The following is a 25,117-nucleotide window of genomic DNA, read 5'->3' on the forward strand; positions in this document are numbered from 1 at the left end:
GCGGTGTGACGCTTCGGTGCGGCAAGCACACGAGAAGAAGGGGCGCGACGAGCGCCCCTTTTTTTCGCCATCGACAGAAGAGAGAGGAGACACCCCATGAGCTATCACGCCCCCGTCAAGGACATGCTGTTCGTGCTGAAGGAACTGGCCGGCATCGACGCCGTTGCGCAGTTGCCGGGCTTCGAGGATGCCGGTTACGACACGGCGCAGGCCGTGCTCGACGAATCCGCGAAATTCTGCGGCGAGGTGCTGGCGCCGCTGAACGTCGAAGGCGACCGCAACCCGAGCAGTTGGAAGGACGGCGTCGTGACCGCGACGCCCGGCTTCGGCGACGCGTTCCGCCAGTTCGTCGAAGGCGGCTGGCAGGGGCTGCAGCATCCGGTCGAGTACGATGGCCAGGGGCTGCCTAAGCTGATCGCGACGCCGTGCATCGAGATGCTCAACGCATCGAACCTGTCGTTCGCGCTGTGCCCGCTGCTGACCGACGGCGCGATCGAGGCGCTGCTGACGGCCGGCACCGATGAGCAGAAGCAGCGCTACGTGCCGAAGCTGATCTCGGGCGAGTGGACCGGCACGATGAACCTGACCGAGCCGCAGGCGGGCTCCGACCTCGCGCTGGTGCGCTCGCGCGCCGAGCCGCAGGGCGACGGCACGTACAAGGTGTTCGGCACGAAGATCTTCATCACGTGGGGCGAGCACGACATGGCGGACAATATCGTCCACCTGGTGCTGGCGCGCACGCCGAACGCGCCGGAAGGCGTGAAGGGCATCTCGCTGTTCATCGTGCCGAAGTTCCTCGTCAACGACGACGGCTCGCTGGGCGCGCGCAACGACGTGCACTGCGTGTCGATCGAGCACAAGCTCGGGATCAAGGCGAGCCCGACCGCGGTGCTGCAGTACGGCGACCACGGCGGCGCGATCGGCTACCTGGTCGGCGAAGAGAATCGCGGCCTCGAATACATGTTCATCATGATGAACGCGGCGCGTTTCGGCGTCGGGATGCAGGGGATCGGCGTGGCCGACCGCGCGTACCAGAAGGCCGCGGCATTCGCGAAGGAGCGCGTGCAGAGCCGCCCGGTGGACGGGTCGGCGAAGCAGTCGGTGACGATCATCCATCACCCGGACGTGCGCCGCATGCTCGGCACGATGCGCGCGCTGACCGAAGGCGCGCGGGCGCTGGCGTACGTGGCGGCCGCGCACAGCGACATTGCCCACCGCCATTCGGACGAGGCGACGCGCGCGCGTCATCAGGCAATCTACGAGTATCTGGTGCCGGTGGTGAAGGGCTGGAGCACGGAGATGGTGAACGACGTGGCGAGCCTGGGCGTGCAGGTGCACGGCGGGATGGGCTTCATCGAGGAGACGGGCGCGGCGCAGTATTACCGCGATGCACGTATCCTGGCGATCTACGAAGGCACGACGGCGATCCAGGCGAACGACCTGGTGGGACGCAAGACGATGCGCGACGGCGGTGCGGTGGCGAAGGCGCTGATCGCGGAGATCGGCGAGACGGTGGCGGCGCTGGGCAAGCTGGACGGCGCGGCGGCGGCCTCGGTGAAGGCGCAGCTGGAGAAGGGTGCGAAGGCGCTGTCGTCGGTGGTGGATTACGTGGTGGCGAACGTGAAGCAGGACCCGAACGCGGTGTTCGCGGGCAGCGTGCCATACCTGAAGCTGGCGGGGGTGGTGCTGTGCGGGTGGCAGATGGGGCGCGCGCTGGTGGCGGCGCAGGCGCAGCGGGCGAGCGACCCGGCGTTCTTCGACGCGAAGATCGCGATCGCGCAATGCTATGCGGAGCACGTGCTGGTGCAGGCCGGCGCGCTCGAAGCGTCGATCGTCGGCACGAAGGGCAACGAGGGCGTGCTCGCGTTGACGGAAGACCAGTTCTGACCGGCCGACGCTTCGATGAAGTGACAAAGGCGCCCTCGGGCGCCTTTCTTTTGATGCCGGCCGGCCCGCATCGCTGCGGGCGGCGTCGGCTTATGCGTATGCGGGGCGCGTCTGGCCGGCCACGTCCTTCAGGTAGCGATGCACCGACAGGTCGTCGGCCTGGATCGCGGGCATCTTGCCCGAGATCAGGTCGGCGAGCAGTTGACCCGAGCCGCACGACATCGTCCAGCCGAGCGTGCCGTGGCCGGTGTTCAGGAATAGGTTCGACACCGGCGTGCGGCCGACGATCGGCGTGCCGTCCGGCGTCATCGGGCGCAGGCCCGTCCAGAACGTGGCCTTCGACGTGTCGCCGCCGCCCGGGAACAGGTCGTTCACGCACATTTCGAGCGTTTCGCGGCGCGCGGCGCGCAGCTTCTTGTCGAAGCCGACGATTTCCGCCATGCCGCCGACGCGGATCCGCTGATCGAAACGCGTGATCGCGATCTTGTAGGTTTCGTCGAGTACCGTCGACACGGGCGCCGCCGCTTCGTTGACGATCGGCGCGGTAATCGAATAGCCCTTCAGTGGATAGACGGGGATCTTCATCAGGTTCGACACGAAGCGGGTCGAGTACGAGCCGAGCGCGACGACGTACGCGTCCGCGCGTACCGTCTCGCTGCCGCACTGCACGCCGGCGATCTTGCCGCCGGCGATCGCGAGCGCGTCGATCGGCGTGTTGTAGCGGAACTTCACGCCGAGCGATTCGGCGAGTGCGGCGAGGCGCGTCGTGAACAGCTGGCAGTCGCCCGTTTCGTCGCCCGGCAGGCGCAGGCCGCCCGTCAGCTTGTGCGAGACGGCGGCGAGCGCCGGTTCGGCTTTCTTCAGGTCGGCCGGCGACAGCAGTTCGAACGGCACGTTCGCTGCCTGCAGCACGGCGATGTCCTTCGCCGCGCCGTCGAGCTGCTGCTGCGTACGGAACAATTGCAGCGTACCGCCCGTGCGGCCTTCGTACTGGATGCCGGTGTCGGCGCGCAGCGCCTGCAGGCAGTCGCGGCTGTATTCGGCGAGGCGGACCATGCGGCCCTTGTTGACCGCATAGCGCTCGGCCGTGCAGTTGCGCAGCATCTGATACATCCACTGGAGCTGGAAGCGCGTGCCGTCGAGGCGGATCGCGAGCGGCGCGTGCTTTTCGAACATCCACTTCACGGCCTTCAGCGGCACGCCGGGCGCGGCCCACGGCGCGGCATAGCCGGGGGAGATCTGGCCCGCGTTCGCGAAGCTCGTCTCGAGCGCCGGGCCGGCTTCCCGGTCGATCACCGTGACTTCATGACCGGCGCGCGCGAGGTAATACGCGCTTGCCACGCCCACCACACCGCTGCCCAGAACGACGACTCGCATAGCTGCTCCAGATGGAAGGGACCAGGTCGAGGCCGGGCGCACCTGCGGCTCCGTGTAACCTCTAGCTGATCTAGTTTTTTGCGCTATGGTATTGTCGAATGTGCAGGTTTTGTTATCGTATTTTTCAGGTTTTCAGAAGAAAGAAATGAGAACGCAACGTCAGCCAGTACGCTCGCTCGACAAGCTCGACCGGCGCATCCTGAAACTGCTTCAGGACGACGGCCGGATGGCGATGAAAGACCTCGCGGAACAGGTTGGACTGACCGTCACGCCGTGTATCGAGCGTGTGCGGCGCATGGAGCGCGATGGCGTGATCACCGGCTATCACGCGCGGGTCGACCCGCACCAGCTGGATGCCGCGCTGCTGGTGTTCGTCGAGATCACGCTCGGCCACAAGGGCGGCAACATGTTCGAGCAGTTTCGCCGGGAAGTGATGAAGATCGACGAGGTGCTCGAATGCCATCTCGTGTCCGGCGATTTCGACTATCTGATCAAGGCGCGGATCGGCGAGATGGCCGACTACCGGAAGCTGCTCGGCGATATCCTGCTGCAGTTGCCCGGCGCCGTGCAGTCGAAGAGCTACGTGGTGATGGAAGAAATCAAGGAGACGCTGACGATCGCGGTGGGTGACTGACGCGTCTGCGGCGGGCCGTCGGGCCCTTTATCCCGCCCTTGGCATGCTGCACCCAATACTGTATAAATATACAGTATTGGGTGCAGGCGAATGGGTGGGCACATGGACGATCGATCCGACAACGAATTTCCGATAGCGCCGCCCGTGCCCCGCAAGGGGCGCGGTGCGGTCGACAACCTGCAGGGGCGGTACGAAATCGCGCAGCGCGAAGCGGTCGACGACGGCTGGGCGCACGAGTCGGACGATACCGATTTCGCCGCGCCGCTGCGCACGCAGGTGTTCGAAGAGCGGGCGAAGAGCATTCTGACGCACAACCAGTCGCCCGACATCCCGTTCAGCGTATCGCTCAATCCGTATCGCGGCTGCGAGCACGGGTGCATCTACTGCTTCGCGCGGCCGACGCACAGTTATCTCGGCCTGTCGCCGGGGCTCGATTTCGAAAGCCGTATCTATGCGAAGGTCAATGCGGCCGAACTGCTCGAGCGCGAGATTTCGCGCAAGCGCTACGTGCCGGAGCCGATTGCGCTCGGCGTCAACACCGATGCCTACCAGCCGGTCGAACGCGATCTGCGCATCACGCGCGGCGTGATCCAGGTGATGCACGATCGCGGGTTGCCGTTCGCCGCGATCACGAAGTCGTCGCTGATCGAGCGCGATCTCGATCTGCTCGCGCCGATGGCCGAGCGGGGGCAGGTGATGGCGGCGGTCACGATCACGACGCTCGATGCCGATCTCGCGCGCACGCTCGAGCCGCGCGCGGCGACGCCCGCGCGACGCTTGCGCACGATTCGAGCGTTGCGCGACGCGGGCGTACCGGTCGGCGTGAGCATCGCGCCGATGATTCCGTTCGTCACCGAGCCCGACATGGAGCGCGTGCTCGAGGCGTGCGCGGAAGCTGGTGCGACGTACGCGAGCTACATCATCCTGCGGCTTCCCTGGGAAGTCGCGCCGCTGTTCAAGAACTGGCTTGCCGCGCATTTTCCCGACCGTGCGGAGCGCGTGATGAACCGCGTGCGCGACATGCGCGGCGGGAAAGACTACGACTCGGATTTCTCGAAGCGGATGAAGGGGGAGGGGATCTGGGCCGACCTGCTGCGGCAGCGCTTCCGTCAGGCCGTCAAGCGGCTCGGGCTGAACGAGCGCACGAACGGCATTCTCGATCTGTCGCAGTTTCGCGGCGCGCCGGCCGCGGTGCCGGCGCCGCGTGCTGCCGGTCGTGCCGCCGGCTCGCGGTCGACGCAGTCGCGCGACGACCTGCAACTGAACCTGTTCTGACCGGCGCGCGACGCAGGTCGGAATTGCCGGCGCGTTGGGGTCGTTGCGCTTACTGCGAAATCTGCTTGGCCGCTTCGACCTGGGACTCGAAATACGTCTGGAACGACAGCGCGAGTGCGGTCATCAGCAGGAACGCGCCGATCAGCAGCGAGAAAATTACGACGAAGATCACGGTCCAGCCCGACTGGCTGTGCTTGCCCGTCTCCGCGTTGAATTGTGCGTCCCATTTTTCGTCGGGGCGCAGCCCGTAGACGAGCGCGGCGAGGAACGCCGCCAGCAGCGAGATCGCGCCGGGTACCGCGAGCCACCAGCCGAGGCCGGCGCTGCGCTGCGTCGCGGCGAGCAGGAGGAAGCCCGGGATGCCGACGAGCGTCGCGAGCAGGTGCGCCCAGCCGTACACGTCGCGAAAGCCGTACAGATAGAAGCGGTGCGCGCCGAGCGATCCGAGCAGGAACGCGAGGGCGGCGGTGAGCGTCTTGGAGCGAAAGCGGCGGGACGGGGCAGTGCTGCTGGACATGGATGGCGGCGTATTGTCGTTGGCATGGGCGGCCGGCGGGCCGGCGCGGGCGCGCGGCCCGGCACGCATTCTACGATGCCCGATCGGGGCAGGTCACCCTCGGGCTGCGTCAAGGTGCCGCATAGGTCACGCGGTAGATGGCGCCCGCGTAGTCGTCGCTCACGAGCAGCGAGCCGTCCGGCAGCGGCAGTACGTCGGCCGGGCGTCCCCATACCGTGCCCTCGGGCCGCAGCCAGCCCGTGACGAACGGAGTCTGGTGCGCATGGCTGCCGTCCGCCGAGACGACGACGCGCATCACGCGGTAGCCCACTTTCTTGCTGCGGTTCCATGAGCCGTGTTCGGCGATGAACACGTTATTGCGATACGACGCCGGAAACATCGGGCCCGTATAGAAGCGCATGCCGAGTGCCGCGACGTGCGCGCCGAGTTTCAGCACGGGTGGCACGTAGCGGGGGCACACGTCGGCGCTGCCGAATTCGGGGTCGGGTGTGTCGCCGCCATGGCAGTACGGGAAGCCGAAGTCGAGGCCGGCGCGCGGCGCGCGGTTCAGTTTGTCGTCGGGCACGTCGTCGCCCATCATGTCGCGCCCGTTGTCGGTAAACCACAGCTCGCCCGAATCGGGGTGCCACGCGAAGCCGACCGTATTGCGTACGCCGCGCGCGACGATCTCTCTTCCGCTGCCGTCCGGCTTCATGCGTGCGATGACCGCGAAGCGGCTGCGATCGGCGAGACAGACGTTGCACGGCGCGCCGGTCGGCACGTACAGCTTGCCGTCGGGGCCGAACGCGATGAATTTCCAGCCGTGATGGTGTTCGGTCGGCAGCGAGTCGGTGACGACGGCGGGGGCCGGTGGGGTGGCGAGCCGGTCGTCGATGTGATCGACGCGCAGGATGCGCGATACCGCGGATATATAGAGTGCGCCGTCACGATAGGCGACGCCGACGGGCATGTCGAGCCCGGACGCGATCACGTAGTGCGCGGTGATCCGGCCCTCTTGCATCGCGAACGCATGCACGCGGCCTTCCCGGGTGCCGACATACAGGATGCCGCGCGGCGACCACGCCATTTCGCGGGCGGTCGGTACCGTGTCGGTCAGCACTTCGACGTGAAAGCCCGGCGGCACGACGAGTTCGCCCACGGGCAACGGCGCGGCAAGCGCCGGTGCACACGTGAGGCAGGCAAGCCCGGCGAACAGCGCCGCAAAACGGTGCTGCCCGCCGCGCATCGAAGCGGCGCGAAGGGGTGGCATGACGGTGTGGAACGTCCCGGACACGACGATTGTAGGCCCGGCGGACAGGCCGTCCGCGGAATTTTTCCGCGTAAGTGTTTGTTGTACCTCTGGTTTCCGGCTATAATCGCGTGTTTCAGTAGTTTCGAACCCGGTTTTCCCGAAGGACATCATATGGTTATCATCCGTCTGGCTCGTGGCGGCTCGAAGAAGCGCCCGTTCTACAACATCGTTGCTACCGATTCGCGCAACCGTCGTGACGGCCGCTTCATCGAGCGCGTCGGCTTCTACAACCCGGTCGCCACGAAGGGCGAATCGCTGCGTATCGCTCAGGATCGCCTGACGTACTGGCAAGGCGTTGGCGCGCAACTGTCGCCGACCGTCCAGCGTCTCGTGAAGGAAGCGCAAAAGGCGCAACCGGCTGCCTAACATGGCACGGTGTGCCGGTCGTGCCGGCTGTGAGGTGCATTGATGGCGGGTCACGATTCCGGTAATGCAAGGCGCGGGCGTGCGTCGTTTGGCGCATTCGTCCGCAAGCCGGTCGAGCGCGACGCTGTCGCGAACGCCGGTCAGGCTGCCGAGCAGGGCAGTCTCGAAGTGGCGCAGGCGTGGCCCGACGATGCCGTCGAGGTCGGGGCGGTAGTCGACGCCTATGGCCTGAAGGGCTGGGTCAAGGTGGCGACGCATGCCGACGCCGGCCGCGGTGGCGATGCGCTGCTCAATGCGCGCCGCTGGTGGCTGGAACGCGGTGCGGAGCGGCTTTCCGTCCGCATCATGCAGTCGAAGACGCACAGCGACACCGTCGTTGCGCAACCCGCGGGCGTCAGCGACCGCGATGCCGCGCTCGCCATGCGCGGCTTTCGCGTGTTCGTGCGCCGGGAAGATTTCCCGGCATTGGCCGCGGACGAATTCTATTGGGTCGACCTGATCGGTCTCGACGTCGTCAACGAGCAGTCGGTGGCGCTCGGGAAGGTGAGCGGGATGATCGACAACGGCGTGCATTCGATCATGCGCGTCGAGTATCCGGCGACCGGCAAAGACGGTCAGCCGACCACCGACGAGCGGTTGATTCCGTTCGTCGGCGTCTACGTCAAAACGGTGGATCAGGCGGCGCGTCGTATCGTCGTCGACTGGGAAGCCGATTACTGAAATGAACCAGGTTATCGAGCGCGCGGTGCAGTTCGACGTCGTCACGCTCTTTCCCGAGATGTTCCGTGCACTGACCGACTGGGGGATCACCAGCCGGGCCGTCAAGCAAGGGCGCTTCGGGTTGCGCACTTGGAACCCGCGTGATTTCACGACGGACAACTACCGCACGGTCGACGATCGTCCGTACGGCGGCGGTCCGGGCATGGTGATGCTGGCCAGGCCGCTCGAAGCCGCGATCGATGCCGCGAAAGCGGCACAGGCGGAGCAGGGTATTGCGGGCACGCGCGTCGTGATGATGTCGCCGCAGGGCGCGCCGCTCACGCACGAGCGTGCGGTGCGGATGGCGCAGGAACCCGGCGTCGTCGTGCTGTGCGGCCGCTACGAAGCGATCGACCAGCGCCTGCTCGATCGTTGCGTCGACGAGGAAATCAGCCTCGGCGATTTCGTGCTGTCAGGCGGCGAATTGCCGGCGATGGCGATGATGGATGCCGTCGTGCGGTTGCTGCCCGGTGTGCTGAACGATTCGTTGTCGGCCGTGCAGGACAGCTTCGCCGACGGCCTGCTCGATTGCCCGCACTACACGCGTCCCGAGGAATACGACGGCGTGCGTGTGCCGGACGTGCTGCTCGGCGGGCATCATGCCGAGATCGAGCGGTGGCGGCGCCAGGAAGCATTGAGGAATACGTTGCGGAAGCGGCCGGACCTGATCGTCCGGGCGCGCCGCGAGAAGTTGTTGAGCCGGGCCGACGAGGCGTGGCTTGCGAACCTCGCACGCGAAGCGAAGGACGCCTCCTGAGGCGGCTGCGCGAGCGGGAATTGGCGGCGCCGTCCATGCGTGTACGGCGCCTGATGTGAATCCATCCTCTATCGGGGCCAGGCCTGGAAGCAGGCGGGTGCTAACGCCGACACGATGGCATAAGGAGTCAGTAATGAATCTGATCGCAAAACTTGAGCAGGAAGAAATCGAGCGCGCGCTCGCCGGCAAGACGATCCCCGATTTCGCCCCGGGCGACACGGTGATCGTGAACGTGAACGTGGTTGAAGGTAACCGCAAGCGCGTTCAGGCTTACGAAGGCGTCGTGATCGCGATTCGCAACCGTGGTCTGAACTCGAACTTCATCGTTCGCAAGATCTCGTCGGGCGAAGGCGTCGAGCGTACGTTCCAGACGTACTCGCCGCTGCTGGCAAGCATCGTCGTGAAGCGTCGCGGTGACGTGCGTCGTGCGAAGCTGTACTACCTGCGCGAGCGTTCGGGCAAGTCGGCTCGTATCAAGGAAAAGCTGGTGTCGAAGGATCGCGCCGCAGCAGCTTCCCAAGAGTAAGAGCTGTAAGGAAAAAGCACCCACCCGGGTGCTTTTTTCATTCTGGCGCGACAATATGCTCGATACGACACGAACCCGAGAGCCCCATTGAATCGCCGCCCCATCATCGATCCCGAGGTCCTGCCGGTCGAAGGCACCGGCGCCGGCCTGCCGGCCATCGATTCCAGCCTGATGACGCCGTCCGGCCTGCGCGATCGTTTCGCGCGCACGCTCGAATGGAGCGTCGAACCCGGCGAGGCCACGCTGCAGGACGGCATCGATCCGCGTAGCGCGGCCGTACTCGTGCCGCTCGTCGCCCGCGAGTCGGGCCTCACCGTGCTGCTCACCCAGCGCGCCGATCACCTGAACGACCACGCCGGGCAGATCAGCTTTCCCGGCGGCCGCCGCGAACCGTTCGATCGCGATGCAACCGCCACCGCGTTGCGCGAGGCGAAGGAAGAGATCGGGCTGGCCGCGGAACGCGTCGAGATCCTCGGCGCGCTGCCCGACTACCTGACCGGCACGGGCTTCTGCGTGACGCCGGTGGTCGGCCTCGTGCATCCGCCGTTCACCGTGCAGGCCGACACGTTCGAAGTCGCCGAGATTTTCGAGGTGCCGCTTGCGTTCCTGATGAATCCCGCGAACCATCAGGTCCGCGTGTTCCGCTGGGAAGGCGGCGAGCGTCGTTTTTTTGCGATGCCTTATCCGAATGGCGAACCCGGCGGGCAATACTTCATCTGGGGCGCAACTGCCGCCATGTTGCGCAATCTGTACCGCTTCTTGGTCGCAGGCTAGGCACGCACGGCGTCAGGCGCGCGCGGCCGATAGTCGGGCGACCGCGCCGGCAGCCATCCGGCGCTTACGCTGTGCTATCGTTATGCAAAAAATGACATAACTCCGAAGACGGCGCCACGCATGACTTTCTTTTCGGTTCTCCTCGCTCTCATCATCGAACAGGTCCGCGCGTTGTCGCCGAACAATCCGGTGTTCGCGCTGTTCCAGTTTCATGCGGAAACCGTCGCGCATGGTCTCGACGCAGGCAAGCAGAAGCATGGCATCCTCGCATGGCTCGCGGTCGTGCTGCCGTGGGTGCTGATCGTCGCCCTGATCTATTTCCTGCTGTACAAGGTGAGCTTCGTGCTTGCCTTCATCTGGAACGTCGTCGTCGTGTATTTCACGCTCGGCTTCCGCCAGTTCAGCCACTACTTCACCGACATCCATCTCGCGCTCAACAACGACGACGTGCCGCGTGCGCGCGAAATCCTGCAGGAGTGGACGGGCATCGACACGGTCGACATGCCGGTCGGCGAAATCGTCCGCTATACGTTGATTTACGCCGTCGTCGCATCGCACCGCCACGTATTCGGCGTGTTCTTCTGGTACGTGCTGCCGATCGGCCCGGCCGGCGCCGTGCTGTACCGGATTTCCGAATACCTCGCGCGCAGCTGGTCAACGCCGGGCGACGACCGCACGGCGGCCTTCTCGACGTTCGCGCAGCGTGCGTTCTTCGTGATCGACTGGATTCCCTCGCGGCTGACCGCGCTCGGCTTCGCGATCGTCGGCAATTTCGAGGATGCGATCTACGCGTGGCGCAACCACACGCGCCAGTGGCCCGACCCGAACGACGGCGTGCTGCTGGCAGCGGGCAGCGGGGCGCTCGGCGCACGTTTGGCGGGGCCGCTCGCGGAGCCGTCGAGCCTCGATGCGCTCGCAGTGGGCGACAGCGGCCCATTGTCGGTCGGTGACGACTGCACGCCGCGCACGCTGCAATCCGCGGTCGGCCTCGTGTGGCGCGCGGTGATCCTGTGGATGATTCTGCTGCTGATGCTGACGCTCGCCGTCTGGGTGTCGTGACGGGGCAGCGCGGTACGCGATGAATGGCAAAAGGCCGGCTCGATGCCGGCCTTTTTGCTGATCGGTCAGTCGTCGCGCGGGTCGCGTACGCCGCCGCATTGCCAGCACGCGGTGAATTGCGCCTCGAGCACCTCGCCGCATTGCCGGCAGCGCCACGGCGCGGCGCCGGCCGACGGGCCGTGCGACGCGGCATCGAGCAGCCGGCGCGCGAGCGCATCGTCGCGTTCGTCGTCGAGCCACAGCTCCGGCGTGCACGCATCGGCAGGCAGGCCGCCGAGCGCGCCCCTCGCGTAGCAGTTGTGCAGCTCGCAACCGATGCCGGCCACCTGAAGCACGTTGGCCCAATGCTGCGCCGTCGCGAGATCGGGTGCCTTGAAACGCATCGCGGCTCCTGTCGGTGAAAGCCGGCCTGCACGGCGCCGGCTGGCCGTCGCGCGCACCGCGCGATCAACGGACGATCTGGCTTGCCTCGTGCACGAGCTGCGCGTACAGCGCATGCCGCGACGGCGCGATGCGGCCGTCGGCGACGGCTTCGAGAATCGCGCAGCCGGGCTCGTGCAGATGATGACAATTATAGAAACGGCAGTCGGCGAGCAGCGGCCGGAATTCCGGAAATGCGCGTTCGAGACGGCCTTCGGTCAGGTGGTAGAGGCCGAATTCCTGGAAGCCCGGCGAATCGATCAGCGCGCCGCCGCCTTCCAGCGGGTAGAGGCGCGTGAACGTCGTCGTGTGACGGCCGCTGTTGAGCGCGGCCGAAATCTCGCGCGTGGCGGCTTCGGCATCGGGAACGAGCAGGTTCACGAGCGTCGACTTGCCCATCCCGGACTGGCCGAGCAGGATCGTCGAATGCCCGGAGAGATGCGGCATCAACTGCGCGCGTGCATCGTCGGGCGAGCCCTTCACCGACAGTTCCAGCACGTCGTAGCCGAGTGCGCGGTAGGGCGCGAGGCGCTCGCGCGCGACCGGCAGCGCGGCTTCGACATCGATCTTGTTCAGGACGACGAGCGGCTTCAGCTCGTTCGCCTCGGCGGCGATCAGCGCGCGGCCGAGCAGATCCTCGCTGAAGTAGGGCTCGGTCGCGAGCACGATCAGCAACTGGTCGAGGTTGGCCGCGAACAGCTTCGACTTGAACTGGTCGGAGCGGTACAGCAGGTTGCGTCGTTCGCCGATCTCGACGATCACACCCTGGTCGGCCGATGCGAGTTCGTACGCGACACGGTCGCCGACCGCGATATCGCTCTTCTTGCCGCGAGGGAAGCATTGCAGCATCGGGCCGCCGTCGTCGGGCGCGACGATGTAGTGGCGCCCGTGCGCCGCGATCACGCGGCCTTCGGCACGTTGCGCGCTCGACGCGCGCGGGGCCGGCTTGCGGGAGGTCGGTCGGCTCATGCGCGCTGCAGCAGGCGGTCGATCCGCTGCGACGCGGGCGGATGCGAATAGTAGAAGGCCGTGTAGACCGGGTCGGGCGTCAGCGTCGACGCGTTGTCCTCGTAGAGCTTCACGAGTGCGCTGACGAGATCGTGCGCGTCGGTCTGGCTGGCCGCGAAGGCGTCGGCCTCGAATTCATGCTTGCGCGACGTGAGGCTGCCGAACGGCGTCGCGAAGAACAGGAACACGGGAATCGCGAGGAAGAACAGCACGAGCGCGGCGCCCGCGTTGCTCGTGTCGAGCGACGGCGTGACGCCGAGCCCCGTGTAGAACCACGTGCGTTGCGCGAGCCAGCCGAGCAGCGCAAGCAGCACGAGGCTCAGCACGAACGACACGAGCATCCGCTTCATCACGTGGCGACGCTTGAAGTGGCCGAGTTCGTGCGCGAGCACGGCCTCGATTTCCTGGCCGGAAAGGCGCGCGAGCAGCGTGTCGAAGAACACGATCCGCTTCGACGCGCCGAAGCCCGTGAAGTACGCGTTGCCGTGCGCGGAGCGGCGGCTGCCGTCCATCACGAACAGCCCCTTCGCCGCGAAGCCGCAGCGCTTCATCAGCGACTCGATGCGCGCGCGCAGCGCGTCGTCCTTCAGCGGCTCGAACTTGTTGAAGATCGGCGCGATGAAGGTCGGGTAGATCAGCAGCACGAGCATCTGGAACGCGACCCAGACGATCCAGGTCCACAGCCACCACAGGCTGCCGGCCTGGTTCATCAGCCACAGCACGACGAACAGCAGCGGCAGGCCGAGCACGGCGCCGAGCAACGCGTTTTTCAGCATGTCGGTGAAGAACAGCCGCTTCGTCATCCGGTTGAAGCCGAAGCGCTGTTCGATCCCGAACTGGCGGTAATACTCGAACGGGACGTCGATGACGCTCGTGATCACGAGCACCGCCGCGACGAGCGCGACCTGTTGCCCGTAGCCGCGGCCGAGCCAGCCGGTGAGGAGGGTGTCGAGCGCGCCGACGCCGCCGAGCAGCGTGAGGCCGACCAGCACGGCCGCGCTGACGACGATCTCGAGCATCGTGAGCCGGGTGCGCTCGACCGTGTAGTCGGCCGCGCGCTGGTGGGCGGTGAGCGGGATGGTCGCGCTGAACTGCGCGGGGACGCCGTTGCGGTGCGCGGCGACGAAGCGGATCTGCCGCGACGCGAGCCACAGCTTGGTGACGACCATCGCGAGCACGGCGAGCGCGAACAGCAGGGTGAACGAAAAGGGTGACATCGAAGGCGCCAAAGGGTTCTATGCGAGAATTATATGTTCTTGCGGACCGGGCCCGCTGATGCGATGCCGGCCGCCCGGGCGGCGCCGCGCGCCGTCCGCCATTTTCCAGGATGACTCATGACCGATACCGCCGCTTCCGCCAGCCAGCCCGCGCTCGTGCGCAACGAGTTGAACCTCGTCTGGCTCGACATGGAGATGACGGGCCTCGACCCGGATAACGACCGCATCATCGAGATCGCTGTCGTCGTGACCAATTCGACGCTCGACATCGCCGTCGAAGGCCCCGTGTTCGCGATCCACCAGAGCGACGAAACGCTCGCGAAGATGGACGACTGGAACAAGTCGACGCACGGCTGCTCGGGCCTGATCGAGCGCGTGCGCGCATCGACCGTGACCGAGGCGGACGCTGCCGCGCAACTTCAGGCGTTCCTCGCGCAGTACGTGTCGCCCGGCAAGTCGCCGATGTGCGGCAACTCGATCTGCCAGGATCGCCGCTTCATGGCGCGCTGGATGCCGGAATTCGAGCGGTTCTTCCACTACCGCAATCTCGACGTCAGCACGCTGAAGGAACTGTGCCGCCGCTGGCAGCCCGCGATCTACAAGGGCTTCCAGAAGCGGGCGATGCACACGGCGCTCGCGGACATCCACGAGTCGATCGACGAGCTGAAGTACTACCGCGAGCATTTCCTGATTCCGGCCGCATCGGCCGCATCGGCCGCGGCCGGCGAGTCCGCGCCGGCCGCCTGAGCGGGCCGGCGCGCGCCCGGCGCCGGGTAGAGGCTCAGCGCCGCGCGCTTTTCGGCCGGAACGCCGCGACCACCGCGGCGTCGGTCTCGACGTACGGGCCGCCGATCAGGTCGATGCAGTAGGGCACCGCGGCGAAGATGCCGGGCACGGTCGACTTGCCATCGGCGTCGCGCAGCCCTTCGAGCGTTTCCTGGATCGACTTCGGCTGGCCGGGCAAGTTGATGATCAGCGCCGCATGGTCGGCCGTCTCGCGGATCACCGCGACCTGCCGCGACAGGATCGCGGTCGGCACGAAATTCAGGCTGATCTGCCGCATCTGTTCGCCGAATCCCGGCATTTCCTTGGTCGCCACGGCCAGCGTGGCCTCGGGTGTCACGTCACGGCGCGCGGGGCCGGTGCCGCCCGTCGTCAGCACGAGGTCGCACCCCGCGACGTCGACGAGCTCGGCGAGCGTCGCGGAGATCGTCGGCGCATCGTCCTGGATCAGGCGCGTTTCGGCGCGCCATGGCGACGTCAGCGCGCCGGCGAGCCACGCCTGTAGCGCCGGAATGCCCTTGTCTTCGTAGACGCCCGTGCTCGCGCGGTCGCTGATCGACACGAGGCCGACGACGAGCTCGTCCGGGTGGTTACGCTTCGTCGTCATGGTCGTCTCCGGCGTCGTCCGCCGCTTCGTCATCCCCGTCGGGCGTGCCGGCCGCGGTCTTGATCCACTGGAACAGCTCGCGGAAATAGCGCGGCGGTTTTCCTTGCTGCGCTTCCTTGCGGGCGTTGCGGATCAGCGTGCGGCCTTCCTGGATGTCGGCTTCCGGGTGCTGGCGCAGGAATTCGGTCAGTGCGTCGTCGTTCGCGAGCAGCTGTTCGCGCGTGCGTTCGATCCAGTGCAGGCGGGCCGTCGCGGCCTTGTTCACGCCGCGCTGCGCGTCGAGCGCGGTGCGCAGCGCGGCCGTTTCGTCGTCGGTCAGCGAGCGCATCACGCGGCCGACGTACTGGAGCTGGCGGCGCTTGCCCTCGTGATCGGTGATCCGGCGCGCTTCGCGCACGGCGTCGGCGAGGGCTTCGGGCATCGGCATGCGCTTGAGCGCGTCTTTCGGCAGGTCGACGAGGGCCTGGCCGAGCTCCTGCAGCGCATGCATCTCGCGCTTCAACTGGGATTTGCTGGGGCGATCGTAGCCATTGTCGTCGTCTTCGACGGCATGCTCGATCGGCTGGATTCGGGTTTTGCGTGTCATGGGCGGCATTGTATCGCGGCGCGGACACCCCAAGCTTGTCGGTATCCGGCCCCGGACCTTGCTATGATCGCGGGATACGCAACATTTTGACCATGCGGGCGCCCGCCCGCCACCGGATATCAAGACGATGGCAGCCAATCTCGACGTACAAGCGCGCTATTTCCCGCACACGCAGGACCAGCTCAAAGAAATCGCCTCGGACATCCTTCGCCATGCGAAGGCGCTCGGCGCGACGGACGCCGCGACCGAAATCTCCGAGGGCGACGGCCTGTCGGTGTCGGTGCGCCGCGGCGAAGTCGAAACGATCGAGCACAACCGCGACAAGATGGTCGGCGTGACCGTGTTCATCGGCAAGAAGCGCGGCAACGCGAGCACGTCGGATTTCTCGCCGGGTGCGATCAAGGATACCGTCGCCGCCGCGTACAACATCGCGCGCTTCACGGCCGAGGACGAAGCGGCCGGTCTGGCCGAAGCCGAGCTGCTCGAAACCGACCCGCGCGACCTCGATCTGTACCACCCGTGGGCGCTGTCGGCCGACGAGGCCGTCGAACTTGCCCGCCGCGCGGAAGACGCCGCATTCGCGGTCAGCCCGCAGATCCGCAATTCGGAGGGCGCGAGCGTGTCGGCCCAGCATTCGCAGTTCGTGCTGGCAACGTCGCGCGGTTTCCTGTCCGGCTACCCGTACTCGCGGCACTACATCGCCTGCGCGCCGATCGCGGGCAGCGGCCGCCACATGCAGCGCGACGACTGGTATTCGTCGAAGCGCAGCGCGATCGATCTCGCGGCGCCCGAGGCAGTAGGCCGTTACGCGGCCGAGCGCGCGCTCGCGCGCATGGGCGCACGCCGTCTCGACACCCGCAAGGTACCCGTGCTGTTCGAGGCGCCGCTCGCGGCCGGCCTGCTCGGCGCATTCGTGCAGGCGGTGAGCGGCGGCGCGCTGTACCGCAAGACGTCGTTCCTCGTCGACAGCCTCGGCAAGCCGGTGTTCGCACCGCACATCCAGGTGGTCGAGGATCCGCACGTGCCGCGCGCGATGGGCAGTGCGCCGTTCGACGAGGAAGGCGTGCGCACGCGTGCGCGCAGCGTCGTGAAGGACGGCGTCGTCGAAGGCTACTTCCTGTCGACCTATTCGGCGCGCAAGCTCGGCACGCAGACCACCGGCAACGCAGGCGGCTCGCACAACCTCGCGCTGCGCAGCTCGAACACGCAGCCGGGCGACGATTTCGACGCGATGCTGAAGAAGCTCGGCACGGGCCTGCTGCTGACCGAGCTGATGGGGCAGGGCGTGAACTACGTGACGGGCGATTATTCGCGCGGCGCGGCGGGCTTCTGGGTCGAGAACGGCGTGATCCAGTATCCGGTCGAGGAAATCACCGTCGCGAGCACGCTGCAGGAAATGTTCCGCCATATCGTCGCGATCGGTGCCGATTCGATCGTGCGCGGCACGAAGGAAACGGGCTCGGTGCTGATCGAGCAGATGACGATCGCCGGGCAGTAAGCGGCACGCGGCATCGGCCGCGATCAAACGAAAACGCCCGATCGGCTCACGGCCGATCGGGCGTTTTTCGTGGTGCGTGACGTATCAGCCGCGCTTGCGCTCGTAGACGACGAACGCATAGCCGAACGTGTTCGGTGCGGCCGCTTCATGCGCATCGCGCGACACTTCGCGCCACTGCGCGGCGTCGGGCGCGGGGAACGACGCATCGCCGTCGAAGTCGGCATCGATCTCGGTGACGACCAGCTTGTCGGCGAGTGCGAGACCTTCCGCGTAGAGTTGCGCGCCGCCGATCAGGAACGCCTCCGGCACGCCGTCGCGCGCGGCGAGCGCCAGCGCGTCGGCGAGCGACGTGACCGTGTCGCAGCCGTCGAAGCGGCGCGTGGCATCGCGCGTGACGACGATATTGCGGCGGCCCGGCAGCGGCCGGCCGATCGATTCGTGGGTCTTGCGTCCCATCACGATCGGCGCGCCCATCGTCGTGCGCTTGAAGAAGGCGAGATCCTCGGGAAGTTTCCAGGGCAACTGGTTGTCGCGGCCGATGATGCCGTTGCGGGCACGCGCGACGATCAGGGTCAACGTCGTCATGAAGGTCGGGGAAGAGGAAAACCGGAATGGCGCCGATTCTACCGGAACCGCGCCGCGCGCCGGTTCCGGGCGCGCGCATCCGCCTTTTCGCAATGCGCGCCGCGACGCGTTGCCTGAAACGTCGCGGCGACGGAATGAATAAAAAGCGTGCCCGCCGGGGGACGGAGCACAAAACCGGTCCGTGTTGCGAGATCGACGCCGCCGGCACTGATCAACGCTGCCCGGTTCGTTCAAATCAATACGTTATCCTGATCAAATGAATCGATGCGTGCGTCACTGATGCGTCCGGCCTTGCGCGGTGTCTTCCATCGCGTGCTGTACGTCGTCCGGCTGCGGTGCCGGGAGCGGCACCGGCAACTGCGGCGGCGGGATCTCGTCCCACAGCGTCACCGAAGTCCTGCCGCCCGGCGGCGATCGCGGCGCTGCCACGGTCACGATGCCGAACCCGTTGCCGTGCTGTATGCCCGGTGCGTTTGCCGCAAGCAGCATCGCGCGGTCCGCAGGCGTGCCTTCGTCTGCGCGTGCGGGCGTGGGCGGGCCGGCGGCCGCGACCGCGATGGCCAGCGGCACGAAAGAAAGTAAAAGATGTTTTCGCATGGTCGCTGTCTCCGACGTTTTCCTTATTCAGCGAAATGCATGCCATCGCGCCGTGACCATTGTCGAGCCTGCGATTCGTGCGCAAGCGTTGCGAATTGTGTCGTGAAACGGCTGAAAATGTTTCAGCCGTGAAACGAGGGGGCTCGGGAATACTGCGGATTCAACCGATACGCTTCAAGGATGAAAATCGGCGCATGCATTGACGACCGAACGTATCGCTGCGCAAGTGCTATGTGCAGACGATTGACATGCATCGACTTCCCGAGCATCCGGCCGCATCGCGTGCCGGACTGAAACCGGATTGTCGTATTCGGTGGCTATAGATAAGCTGTCTTGAACAAAAATAACTGGACGCGAGATAAGCGCCATCATGCGAGGCCTTGTCGTTGCCGAGCATCGGCATGGCGAATCGAGCCGCCTTCGGCTGACCCGATTCGAACCTTTCTGCACGTGACCTGCGTGCACGGCAATCGTTAGACGGTTGATGAACGGGGTGAGCATATGGGAGCCGATCAGCGGCACGTGATCTACTATTCGCGCGAACCGAACGACGCGTTGCGCGGCCATTTCGACGAATGCGGCTGGCGTGTCGATCTCGCGGAGACCGTGCGAGATGTGCGGCGCGTCGTGCAGCATGGTGTCGCGACCGCCGGACTGCTCGATTTTTCGCCGGGCTTCAAGCCCTCGGATCTGCGCGAACTCGAATCCTGTCTGAGCATTCAGCACATCGGCTGGATCGCGGCGACGCGTCGCGGCCAGTTGCAGGACGCCACGCTGCGCCATCTCATTCGCGACTACTGTTTCGACTACGTGACGATGCCGTACGAGACGTCGCGGATCGTCGAGACTGTCGGTCATGCGCACGGCATGGTCGCGCTGACCGAGACCGCTGCGCCGCCTGTCGGCGCCGGACGCAGCGAAGGCGAAATGGTCGGCACCTGCGATGCGATGCTCGGCCTCTTCAGGACGATCCGTCGCGTCGCGGCAACCGACGCGCCGGTGTTCATCTCCGGCGAATCGGGCACCGGCAAGGAATTGACGGCAGTTGCGATTCACGAACGTTCGTCGCGCGCGCAGGCGCCGTTCATCGCGATCAATTGCGGCGCGATTCCGTCGACGCTGCTGCAGGCCGAGCTGTTCGGCTATGAGCGCGGCGCATTCACCGGCGCGAACCAGCGCAAGATCGGCCGCGTCGAAGCCGCCAACGGCGGCACGCTGTTTCTCGACGAGATCGGCGACTTGCCGCTCGAAAGCCAGGCCAGCCTGCTGCGCTTCCTGCAGGAAGGCAAGATCGAGCGGCTGGGTGCGCACGTGTCGGTGCCCGTCGACGTGCGCGTGATCTGCGCGACGCACGTGGACATGGAAGCGGCGCTGCGCGAAGGGCGGTTCCGCGAAGACCTGTTCCATCGCCTGTGCGTGCTGAGGATCGAGGAGCCGCCGCTGCGTGCGCGCGGCAAGGACATCGAGGTGCTCGCGCGTCACATGCTCGAACGTTTCAAGGGTGACGCGCATCGTCGGCTGCGCGGCTTTTCCCCCGACGCGGTCGCGTCGCTGTACGGCTATTCGTGGCCGGGCAACGTGCGCGAGCTGATCAATCGCGTGCGCCGTGCGATCGTCATGTCGGAGGGCCGGATGATCACCGCGGCCGATCTCGAGCTGAACGAGTTCGCGACGCTCGCGCCCGTGTCGCTGCTGGAGGCGCGCGAGGCGGCCGAACGGCAGGCGATCGAGCAGGCGCTGTTGCGCCATCGCGGCCGTTTCGCGGATGCCGCGCGCGAGCTCGGCGTGTCGCGCGTCACGCTCTACCGGCTGATGTGCGCGCACGGCATGCGCGATCGCGGCGATACGCTGGCAGGGTTTTCGGCGCCGTTGCCAGAGCTTCCGCATCACGCTTGCTAAAATTGGCGGGTACGGCCGCCCTCGCGGCCGAAGGAACCCGCATGAAACAGTATCTCGATCTCGTTCGTACCATTCTCGATACCGGCACCTGGCAGGAGAACCGCACGGGAATCCGCACCATCAGCATGCCGGGCGCGATGCTGCGCTTCGACCTGCAGCAAGGCTTCCCGGCCGTGACGACCAAGAAGCTCGCGTTCAAGTCCGCGATCGGCGAACTGGTCGGCTTCCTGCGCGCATCGCGCAGCGCGGCCGATTTCCGCGCGCTCGGCTGCAAGGTATGGGACGCGAACGCGAACGAGAACGCGCAGTGGCTCGCGAACCCGTATCGCCAGGGCGTCGACGATCTCGGCGACGTGTACGGCGTGCAATGGCGCCAGTGGCCGGGCTACAAGGTGCTCGACGCGGGCGCCGACGCGCAGATCGCCGATGCGACGCGCCGCGGCTTCCGGATCGTCACGCGTTTCGACGAAGACGGCGCGCCGAAGGTGCTGCTGTACAAGGCGATCGACCAGTTGCGTCAGTGCCTCGACACGATCATGGAGAACCCGTCCGACCGCCGCATCCTGTTTCATGCGTGGAATCCGGCCGTGCTCGACCAGATCGCGCTGCCCGCATGCCATCTGCTGTATCAGTTCCTGCCGAACGCGACGAAGCGCGAAATCTCGCTGTGCCTGTACATCCGCAGCAACGACGTCGGCCTCGGCACGCCGTTCAATCTGACGGAAGGGGCCGCGCTGCTGGCGCTCGTCGGCCGTCTGACGGGCTATACGCCGCGCTGGTTCACGTATTTCATTGGCGACGCGCACATCTACGAGAACCAGCTCGACATGCTGCAGCAGCAGCTCACGCGCGAGCCTTACGACAGCCCGCGGCTCGAGATTGCAGACCGTGTGCCCGACTATGCGAAGACGGGCGTCTACGCGCCCGAATGGCTGGAGCAGGTCGAACCGTCCGATTTCTCGCTCGTCGGCTACCGCCACCACGAGCCGCTGACCGCGCCGATGGCGGTCTGATCGCGCGATCGATGCCGCGCGCGCGCATCGATCCGCGCGCCGCAGGAACGAGGCCCGACCGGCTGATACCGGTCGGGCTTTTTTGTTTCACGTTTGCGGCACTCACTGGCGATGCCGCTCTTCGTGGCCGCCTTGTGGCGGCGGGTTGCCCGGGTGCGGTGCCTCGACGTGCGGCGCCGGCTGCGGCCGCGGTTCCATGCGCGGGGCGGGCATCGACGGGCGCGGCTCCATGCGGGGCGCCGGTTGCGGCCGCGGCTCCACGTGTGGCGCTTGCGGTTGCGGCCGCGGCACGTCATGGGCGGCGGGGGCCGGCGCACGGTACTCGTTCACGCGCGGCGGGGCGACTTCACGGTGCGGCGCCGGTTGCGCGAATTCAGCGCGCGGTTGCGGTGCAGGCGCCGCGCGTTCCGGTTGCGGTTGTTCATGCCGGGGCGGCGTCGGGAAATCGGGGCGCGGACGCGGCTGCGGGATCTGCGCCGTAGTGTCGAGCCGGGGCTGCGGCAGTGCACGCGGTGCTTCGTTCCGGGCGCCGGGCTGCGCGCCCTGCGGGCTCGGCACCCCGTCCGGATGCGGTACCGCTGCGCTACGCACGGGCGGCAGCGCATTCTGTCCGGCCGCATGCAGCGCGGTGGGCGGGGCCGGGCGCTGACGCTCCATCGGCGTGTGCGGCTGCATCCACGCGGGCGACGGCGCTTCCGTCGCGTGCGTATTGCCGATGCCCGGCGGCGTGTTGTTCGCCGTCGGCGGACGCGGGACGCCGTTGCCGGGCCCGCGCGCCTGATTCGGCATCGGGTTGCCGGGCGCCGGCGGCATCCCGCCGTTGGCGAAACGCGCTGCGTCGGGTTTTTCGCCGTTCGCCGGCCGTGCGGCGTTCGGCATGCCCGGCATCGGTGCGCTTGGCCGCCCGGCCTGCGCGGCGGCCGGCTGGCCGTCGTGCGGCGCGCGGGCCGGCTGCATGACGGGCCCGTGCGGATTCACGAGCTGGACGTTGTGCATCGCCCATGCGCCGCCGCCGGGCTTGCCTGGAACACGGACCGGGCGAGCCGTATAGTCGGCCGGCACTTTCGTATTCACGACGGGCGCGCCGGCACCCGGCACACGCCCGCCTTGCTGCGCGAGATGGGCTGCGGCCTGGTCGCGATACGCGGCCGGCACGGCAGGATTGCGCGTCGCGACGTACGGGTGTTGCGCAAGCGCCGCGGGCGGCCGGTAGCTCGCATTGCGCAGCCCGCCGGTGAAGCTCTGGCGCACCGGTGCGATACCCGGCGTACCCGGCGTGACGTGCGCATTGCGCCATTGCAGCGGATCGACGTGCTGCGCGAAGTGCGCGACGGGCTGGCCGTGCACGAACGCGGACGCCGGTACGGCCGTGATCGCGTGCGGCGCGCGGAAGTTGACGTACGTCTTGTTGATGTTGGTGATGTTCGTCACGTTCACGGTCTTGTTCACGTTGACGTTGTTCACGACGATGTTGCGGTTCACGCGGTCGTAGTAGTGCGGGCTCCAGCGGCCCCAGCCCGGATGCCACGCTTCGCCCGGACCGAGCGCGAACCACGCGCAGCCGGCAGCGGCGACGCCGCCCACCGTGAGCGCGACGCTCCAGTCGGGGCCGCCGCCCCCGCCCACGAACGCGACGAGCGCCGGTGCATAGGCCGGCGGCTGGCTGACGACCTGCGGGCCCGGCACCCACGCCCAGCTATCGTCCACGTAGGCCCAGCGGCCGTAGTGATACGGCGCGAAACCCCACGGCGCGTCGTCGACCCACGTCCAGCCCCACGGCGCCTGCCAGATCCAGTGGCCGTCGTGATACGGCGCCCAGCCGGCCGGCGTGTCGTTCGGCACCCATACCTGGCCGTAATTCGGGGTTTCGCGCCACGTGCCGTTCGCGTCGAGATCCTGGTAGCCGGGGACGTCGCGGGACACGTAACGGGCCGACACCGAGCGCTCCTCGGCCGCGTCGCGGCTGGCGGCCCACTGGTCGAGCGCGTCGGGCCCCGGCGCGGCGGATTGCTGCGCGACCTGCAGGTCGGTGCCCGTGAACACGACCTGCTGGCCCGCGGACAGCGGGTACTGCCCGTTGCTGCCGTAGACGGTCGCACTGCCGCTGCGCACCGTGACCGTCGTGCTCGCGCCGTTCGGTGCGACGTCGACGCGATAGTCGCCGGGGCCCGCGATGCCGAGCGCGAGATTCGGCGTGTCGATTTCGTACGATCCGCCGGCCGGCAGAGCGCGTACGTGCGTCGAGACGGTGCCGAGCCCCACTTTCAGCTGGGTGGTCGTGTCGTCGAGGTTCAGCACCGACAGGCTCGTCGATTCGCCGAGCCGTACCGCGGTCGAGCCGACGTGCAGTTCCGAGCGCGCGCCGGCGTCGTTCCAGATCTGGTCGCCGGTCGTCAGGGGCCGGTTCACCGCGGCATACGACCACGTATCGGTGCCGGCCGGTTCGGTCGTCACGGCGCCCGACAGGTAATTGAGCCGCGCGACGCGGCTGGGCGGATCGCCGCCCGGTTGTTGTGCGACGGCTGCGGACGGCGCGGGCGATTGCGCGAATGCGGGGGGCAGTGCCGCAAGCGCAACGAACGCGAACAGCGTGCAGCGGGCGGTGCGCTTGAGCGGGAACAGGGTGGCCATGGTGAGCGTCTTCGTCATGATCGACGGCACGTCGATTCGTGCCGCTGAGTTCACGATATCCGCTCGGCCTGTTTCAATGCGCGGTGTTTTGTAAGTCGAATGGCACGCGATGTAACAAAACCTGTCGATCGCGCGCCGTTGTCGTGAAGACGCAATGCGGGCGTCAAGCGGACGTAAGCCACCCGTCGAAAACCTGCTGTCCGGGCACGGTGACACGCAGCACGCGCGGCCGCGCCGCGCGCTCGATCCAGCCGTGCGCGCAGAAGCTCTCGAGCAGCGCCGCACCGAGCGCGCCGCCAAGGTGCGAGCGCCGCTCGCTCCAGTCGAGGCAGCCGCACGCGAAGCGGCGCCGGCGCGTGCGCTGCTTGGCGACGTCGATGCCCCATTGCGCGAGCGCCTGGGTGCCGAGCTCGGTGGTCTCGATCGCGTCGCCGTCCGCAAGCAGCCAGCCACGCGCGGTGAGCCCGTCGAAGATGCGCACCGCGAGTTCGCCGGCCATGTGGTCGTAGCAGGTGCGCGCATACCGCAATTCGGCGGGGACCGTGCGGGACGGCGACGGCACCGGGCGATGCGGCGCGGCCGCACGGGCGACGTTCGCGAGCGCCTCGAGCGACGCCGCGATGTCGGCCGACGCGATCCGGTAGTAGCGGTGGCGGCCGCGTACGTCGAGCGCGAGCAGGCCGCCTTCGGTCAGGCGCGCGAGGTGGGCGCTCGCGGCGGAAGGCGACAGCCCCGCGATCATCGTCAGTTCGCCGGCCGGTCGTGCGCTGCCGTCCATCAGCGCCCACAGCATCGCGGCGCGTCCGGGATCGGCGATCAGCGAGCCGATGCGGCTCAGGCCCGGAAAGTGGTGGTCGTCCTGGTCGGTCATCGTCGTGTCTCGTCTGGCGGGATGATCATCAGTGTAGTGGGCGCGCGCATTCGATGTTTCGCTTTCGGCTGAAATGTCGGATGCACGAACGCCGGCGGCATCGATGCGGCGCACCGGGCTGCGACCGCTTGCTGCGCGCGCGTAGAATGGCCGAAAGCGACGGCAGCGGGCCGCCGCACG

The 25,117-nt window shown here is 67.2% G+C and carries 26 protein-coding genes; 14 read left to right on the forward strand and 12 right to left on the reverse strand.

Going from position 1 to position 25,117, the window contains the following annotated elements:
* Positions 1-96 precede the first annotated feature (96 nt).
* Positions 97-1,887 (forward strand): acyl-CoA dehydrogenase, encoded by a 1,791-nt coding sequence (locus tag WJ16_RS04975; protein ID WP_069256101.1) that lies wholly within the window; start codon positions 97-99, stop codon positions 1,885-1,887.
* Positions 1,888-1,977: 90 nt separating this feature from the next.
* Here WJ16_RS04975 and WJ16_RS04980 read toward each other — a convergent pair whose 3' ends face one another.
* Positions 1,978-3,264, reverse strand: a complete 1,287-nt coding sequence (locus WJ16_RS04980) for a D-amino acid dehydrogenase (protein ID WP_069256102.1) — start codon at positions 3,262-3,264, stop codon at positions 1,978-1,980.
* 145 nt (positions 3,265-3,409) lie between these two features.
* On the opposite strand from WJ16_RS04980, the gene WJ16_RS04985 reads away from it, so the two are divergent.
* Positions 3,410-3,898 (forward strand): Lrp/AsnC ligand binding domain-containing protein, encoded by a 489-nt coding sequence (locus tag WJ16_RS04985; RefSeq protein ID WP_011351353.1) that lies wholly within the window; start codon positions 3,410-3,412, stop codon positions 3,896-3,898.
* A gap of 90 nt (positions 3,899-3,988) precedes the next feature.
* Positions 3,989-5,173: a PA0069 family radical SAM protein gene (locus tag WJ16_RS04990; protein ID WP_069256103.1), complete on the forward strand. Its 1,185-nt coding sequence runs from the start codon at positions 3,989-3,991 to the stop codon at positions 5,171-5,173.
* 49 nt (positions 5,174-5,222) lie between these two features.
* Here the strand turns inward: WJ16_RS04990 and WJ16_RS04995 are convergent, their stop codons facing one another.
* Both WJ16_RS04995 and WJ16_RS05000 read right to left on the reverse strand, forming a co-directional pair.
* Positions 5,223-5,690, reverse strand: a complete 468-nt coding sequence (locus WJ16_RS04995; protein ID WP_069257959.1) for an NINE protein — start codon at positions 5,688-5,690, stop codon at positions 5,223-5,225.
* 109 nt (positions 5,691-5,799) lie between these two features.
* Positions 5,800-6,939, reverse strand: coding sequence for a PQQ-dependent sugar dehydrogenase (locus WJ16_RS05000; RefSeq protein WP_069256104.1), 1,140 nt, complete (start codon positions 6,937-6,939; stop codon positions 5,800-5,802).
* A 153-nt stretch (positions 6,940-7,092) separates the two neighbouring features.
* On the opposite strand from WJ16_RS05000, the gene rpsP reads away from it, so the two are divergent.
* The 6 genes from rpsP (at position 7,093) to WJ16_RS05030 (ending at position 11,222) form a co-directional block, all read left to right on the forward strand.
* Complete coding sequence (gene rpsP / locus WJ16_RS05005) at positions 7,093-7,347, forward strand: 30S ribosomal protein S16 (protein ID WP_006476550.1); 255 nt, start codon at positions 7,093-7,095, stop codon at positions 7,345-7,347.
* A 42-nt stretch (positions 7,348-7,389) separates the two neighbouring features.
* Positions 7,390-8,067, forward strand: a complete 678-nt coding sequence (gene rimM / locus WJ16_RS05010) for a ribosome maturation factor RimM (protein WP_043181889.1) — start codon at positions 7,390-7,392, stop codon at positions 8,065-8,067.
* A gap of 1 nt (position 8,068) precedes the next feature.
* Positions 8,069-8,863 (forward strand): tRNA (guanosine(37)-N1)-methyltransferase TrmD, encoded by a 795-nt coding sequence (gene trmD, locus WJ16_RS05015; protein WP_069256105.1) that lies wholly within the window; start codon positions 8,069-8,071, stop codon positions 8,861-8,863.
* A 133-nt stretch (positions 8,864-8,996) separates the two neighbouring features.
* The gene (rplS, locus tag WJ16_RS05020) at positions 8,997-9,389 is read left to right on the forward strand and encodes a 50S ribosomal protein L19 (protein ID WP_006486838.1); all 393 of its coding nucleotides are present in this window, start codon (positions 8,997-8,999) and stop codon (positions 9,387-9,389) included.
* Between the two features lie 87 nt (positions 9,390-9,476).
* Positions 9,477-10,163, forward strand: coding sequence for a CoA pyrophosphatase (locus WJ16_RS05025; protein WP_069256106.1), 687 nt, complete (start codon positions 9,477-9,479; stop codon positions 10,161-10,163).
* A 120-nt stretch (positions 10,164-10,283) separates the two neighbouring features.
* The gene (locus WJ16_RS05030) at positions 10,284-11,222 is read left to right on the forward strand and encodes a CobD/CbiB family protein (RefSeq protein ID WP_069256107.1); all 939 of its coding nucleotides are present in this window, start codon (positions 10,284-10,286) and stop codon (positions 11,220-11,222) included.
* A 65-nt stretch (positions 11,223-11,287) separates the two neighbouring features.
* Here WJ16_RS05030 and WJ16_RS05035 read toward each other — a convergent pair whose 3' ends face one another.
* The 3 genes from WJ16_RS05035 to WJ16_RS05045 form a co-directional block, all read right to left on the reverse strand.
* A complete protein-coding gene (locus WJ16_RS05035) occupies positions 11,288-11,605 on the reverse strand; it encodes a putative signal transducing protein (protein ID WP_069256108.1) in 318 nt (105 codons plus the stop codon).
* Between the two features lie 64 nt (positions 11,606-11,669).
* The gene (gene rsgA / locus WJ16_RS05040; protein ID WP_069256109.1) at positions 11,670-12,611 is read right to left on the reverse strand and encodes a ribosome small subunit-dependent GTPase A; all 942 of its coding nucleotides are present in this window, start codon (positions 12,609-12,611) and stop codon (positions 11,670-11,672) included.
* Positions 12,608-13,867 (reverse strand): M48 family metallopeptidase, encoded by a 1,260-nt coding sequence (locus WJ16_RS05045; protein ID WP_069256110.1) that lies wholly within the window; start codon positions 13,865-13,867, stop codon positions 12,608-12,610. Before WJ16_RS05045 ends, rsgA begins: the two co-directional genes overlap by 4 nt.
* Positions 13,868-13,984: 117 nt before the next feature.
* Between WJ16_RS05045 and orn the strand changes: the two genes are divergently transcribed.
* Positions 13,985-14,614, forward strand: coding sequence for an oligoribonuclease (orn, locus tag WJ16_RS05050; RefSeq protein WP_069256111.1), 630 nt, complete (start codon positions 13,985-13,987; stop codon positions 14,612-14,614).
* Between the two features lie 34 nt (positions 14,615-14,648).
* Here the strand turns inward: orn and mog are convergent, their stop codons facing one another.
* Together mog and yjgA are read right to left on the reverse strand one after the other, a co-directional pair.
* Positions 14,649-15,257 (reverse strand): molybdopterin adenylyltransferase, encoded by a 609-nt coding sequence (mog, locus tag WJ16_RS05055; RefSeq protein ID WP_069257960.1) that lies wholly within the window; start codon positions 15,255-15,257, stop codon positions 14,649-14,651.
* Positions 15,241-15,843 (reverse strand): ribosome biogenesis factor YjgA, encoded by a 603-nt coding sequence (gene yjgA / locus WJ16_RS05060; protein ID WP_272481920.1) that lies wholly within the window; start codon positions 15,841-15,843, stop codon positions 15,241-15,243. The genes mog and yjgA overlap by 17 nt, the downstream gene beginning before the upstream one ends.
* A gap of 127 nt (positions 15,844-15,970) precedes the next feature.
* Here yjgA and pmbA point away from each other — a divergent pair, with 127 nt between their 5' ends.
* Entirely contained in the window at positions 15,971-17,341 is a 1,371-nt protein-coding gene (gene pmbA / locus WJ16_RS05065; RefSeq protein ID WP_069256113.1) for a metalloprotease PmbA, read from the forward strand.
* A gap of 84 nt (positions 17,342-17,425) precedes the next feature.
* On the opposite strand, the gene WJ16_RS05070 is transcribed toward pmbA, so the two are convergent.
* A complete protein-coding gene (locus WJ16_RS05070; protein ID WP_069256114.1) occupies positions 17,426-17,926 on the reverse strand; it encodes a dihydrofolate reductase in 501 nt (166 codons plus the stop codon).
* Positions 17,927-17,952: 26 nt separating this feature from the next.
* Here WJ16_RS05070 and WJ16_RS34655 point away from each other — a divergent pair, with 26 nt between their 5' ends.
* Positions 17,953-18,186, forward strand: a complete 234-nt coding sequence (locus WJ16_RS34655; RefSeq protein WP_157126721.1) for a hypothetical protein — start codon at positions 17,953-17,955, stop codon at positions 18,184-18,186.
* 13 nt (positions 18,187-18,199) lie between these two features.
* Here WJ16_RS34655 and WJ16_RS05075 read toward each other — a convergent pair whose 3' ends face one another.
* Positions 18,200-18,523 (reverse strand): hypothetical protein, encoded by a 324-nt coding sequence (locus WJ16_RS05075; RefSeq protein WP_069256115.1) that lies wholly within the window; start codon positions 18,521-18,523, stop codon positions 18,200-18,202.
* Between the two features lie 501 nt (positions 18,524-19,024).
* Between WJ16_RS05075 and WJ16_RS05080 the strand changes: the two genes are divergently transcribed.
* Both WJ16_RS05080 and WJ16_RS05085 read left to right on the forward strand, forming a co-directional pair.
* Positions 19,025-20,422, forward strand: a complete 1,398-nt coding sequence (locus WJ16_RS05080) for a sigma-54 dependent transcriptional regulator (protein ID WP_069256116.1) — start codon at positions 19,025-19,027, stop codon at positions 20,420-20,422.
* A gap of 41 nt (positions 20,423-20,463) precedes the next feature.
* Positions 20,464-21,435, forward strand: coding sequence for a thymidylate synthase (locus WJ16_RS05085; protein WP_069257961.1), 972 nt, complete (start codon positions 20,464-20,466; stop codon positions 21,433-21,435).
* Positions 21,436-21,537: 102 nt separating this feature from the next.
* Here the strand turns inward: WJ16_RS05085 and WJ16_RS05090 are convergent, their stop codons facing one another.
* Positions 21,538-24,066 (reverse strand): DUF6600 domain-containing protein, encoded by a 2,529-nt coding sequence (locus tag WJ16_RS05090; RefSeq protein WP_069257962.1) that lies wholly within the window; start codon positions 24,064-24,066, stop codon positions 21,538-21,540.
* A 163-nt stretch (positions 24,067-24,229) separates the two neighbouring features.
* Positions 24,230-24,937, reverse strand: coding sequence for an ArsR/SmtB family transcription factor (locus WJ16_RS05095; RefSeq protein WP_069256117.1), 708 nt, complete (start codon positions 24,935-24,937; stop codon positions 24,230-24,232).
* Positions 24,938-25,117: the final 180 nt, after the last annotated feature.

This window comes from Burkholderia metallica, from assembly GCF_001718555.1.
Classification (GTDB): domain Bacteria; phylum Pseudomonadota; class Gammaproteobacteria; order Burkholderiales; family Burkholderiaceae; genus Burkholderia; species Burkholderia metallica.

Excerpts from the sequence above, each read along its gene's own strand:
- WJ16_RS04975 (WP_069256101.1), top strand. The coding sequence starts at position 97 with ATGAGCTATCACGCCCCCGTCAAGGACATGCTGTTCGTGCTGAAGGAA.
- WJ16_RS04980 (WP_069256102.1), bottom strand. The coding sequence starts at position 3,264 with ATGCGAGTCGTCGTTCTGGGCAGCGGTGTGGTGGGCGTGGCAAGCGCG.
- WJ16_RS04985 (WP_011351353.1), top strand. The coding sequence starts at position 3,410 with ATGAGAACGCAACGTCAGCCAGTACGCTCGCTCGACAAGCTCGACCGG.
- WJ16_RS04990 (WP_069256103.1), top strand. The coding sequence starts at position 3,989 with ATGGGTGGGCACATGGACGATCGATCCGACAACGAATTTCCGATAGCG.
- WJ16_RS04995 (WP_069257959.1), bottom strand. The coding sequence starts at position 5,690 with ATGTCCAGCAGCACTGCCCCGTCCCGCCGCTTTCGCTCCAAGACGCTC.
- WJ16_RS05000 (WP_069256104.1), bottom strand. The coding sequence starts at position 6,939 with ATGCCACCCCTTCGCGCCGCTTCGATGCGCGGCGGGCAGCACCGTTTT.
- rpsP (WP_006476550.1), top strand. The coding sequence starts at position 7,093 with ATGGTTATCATCCGTCTGGCTCGTGGCGGCTCGAAGAAGCGCCCGTTC.
- rimM (WP_043181889.1), top strand. The coding sequence starts at position 7,390 with ATGGCGGGTCACGATTCCGGTAATGCAAGGCGCGGGCGTGCGTCGTTT.
- trmD (WP_069256105.1), top strand. The coding sequence starts at position 8,069 with ATGAACCAGGTTATCGAGCGCGCGGTGCAGTTCGACGTCGTCACGCTC.
- rplS (WP_006486838.1), top strand. The coding sequence starts at position 8,997 with ATGAATCTGATCGCAAAACTTGAGCAGGAAGAAATCGAGCGCGCGCTC.
- WJ16_RS05030 (WP_069256107.1), top strand. The coding sequence starts at position 10,284 with ATGACTTTCTTTTCGGTTCTCCTCGCTCTCATCATCGAACAGGTCCGC.
- WJ16_RS05035 (WP_069256108.1), bottom strand. The coding sequence starts at position 11,605 with ATGCGTTTCAAGGCACCCGATCTCGCGACGGCGCAGCATTGGGCCAAC.
- rsgA (WP_069256109.1), bottom strand. The coding sequence starts at position 12,611 with ATGAGCCGACCGACCTCCCGCAAGCCGGCCCCGCGCGCGTCGAGCGCG.
- WJ16_RS05045 (WP_069256110.1), bottom strand. The coding sequence starts at position 13,867 with ATGTCACCCTTTTCGTTCACCCTGCTGTTCGCGCTCGCCGTGCTCGCG.
- orn (WP_069256111.1), top strand. The coding sequence starts at position 13,985 with ATGACCGATACCGCCGCTTCCGCCAGCCAGCCCGCGCTCGTGCGCAAC.
- mog (WP_069257960.1), bottom strand. The coding sequence starts at position 15,257 with ATGACGACGAAGCGTAACCACCCGGACGAGCTCGTCGTCGGCCTCGTG.
- yjgA (WP_272481920.1), bottom strand. The coding sequence starts at position 15,843 with ATGACACGCAAAACCCGAATCCAGCCGATCGAGCATGCCGTCGAAGAC.
- pmbA (WP_069256113.1), top strand. The coding sequence starts at position 15,971 with ATGGCAGCCAATCTCGACGTACAAGCGCGCTATTTCCCGCACACGCAG.
- WJ16_RS05070 (WP_069256114.1), bottom strand. The coding sequence starts at position 17,926 with ATGACGACGTTGACCCTGATCGTCGCGCGTGCCCGCAACGGCATCATC.
- WJ16_RS34655 (WP_157126721.1), top strand. The coding sequence starts at position 17,953 with ATGGCGCCGATTCTACCGGAACCGCGCCGCGCGCCGGTTCCGGGCGCG.
- WJ16_RS05075 (WP_069256115.1), bottom strand. The coding sequence starts at position 18,523 with ATGCGAAAACATCTTTTACTTTCTTTCGTGCCGCTGGCCATCGCGGTC.
- WJ16_RS05080 (WP_069256116.1), top strand. The coding sequence starts at position 19,025 with ATGGGAGCCGATCAGCGGCACGTGATCTACTATTCGCGCGAACCGAAC.
- WJ16_RS05085 (WP_069257961.1), top strand. The coding sequence starts at position 20,464 with ATGAAACAGTATCTCGATCTCGTTCGTACCATTCTCGATACCGGCACC.
- WJ16_RS05090 (WP_069257962.1), bottom strand. The coding sequence starts at position 24,066 with ATGGCCACCCTGTTCCCGCTCAAGCGCACCGCCCGCTGCACGCTGTTC.
- WJ16_RS05095 (WP_069256117.1), bottom strand. The coding sequence starts at position 24,937 with ATGACCGACCAGGACGACCACCACTTTCCGGGCCTGAGCCGCATCGGC.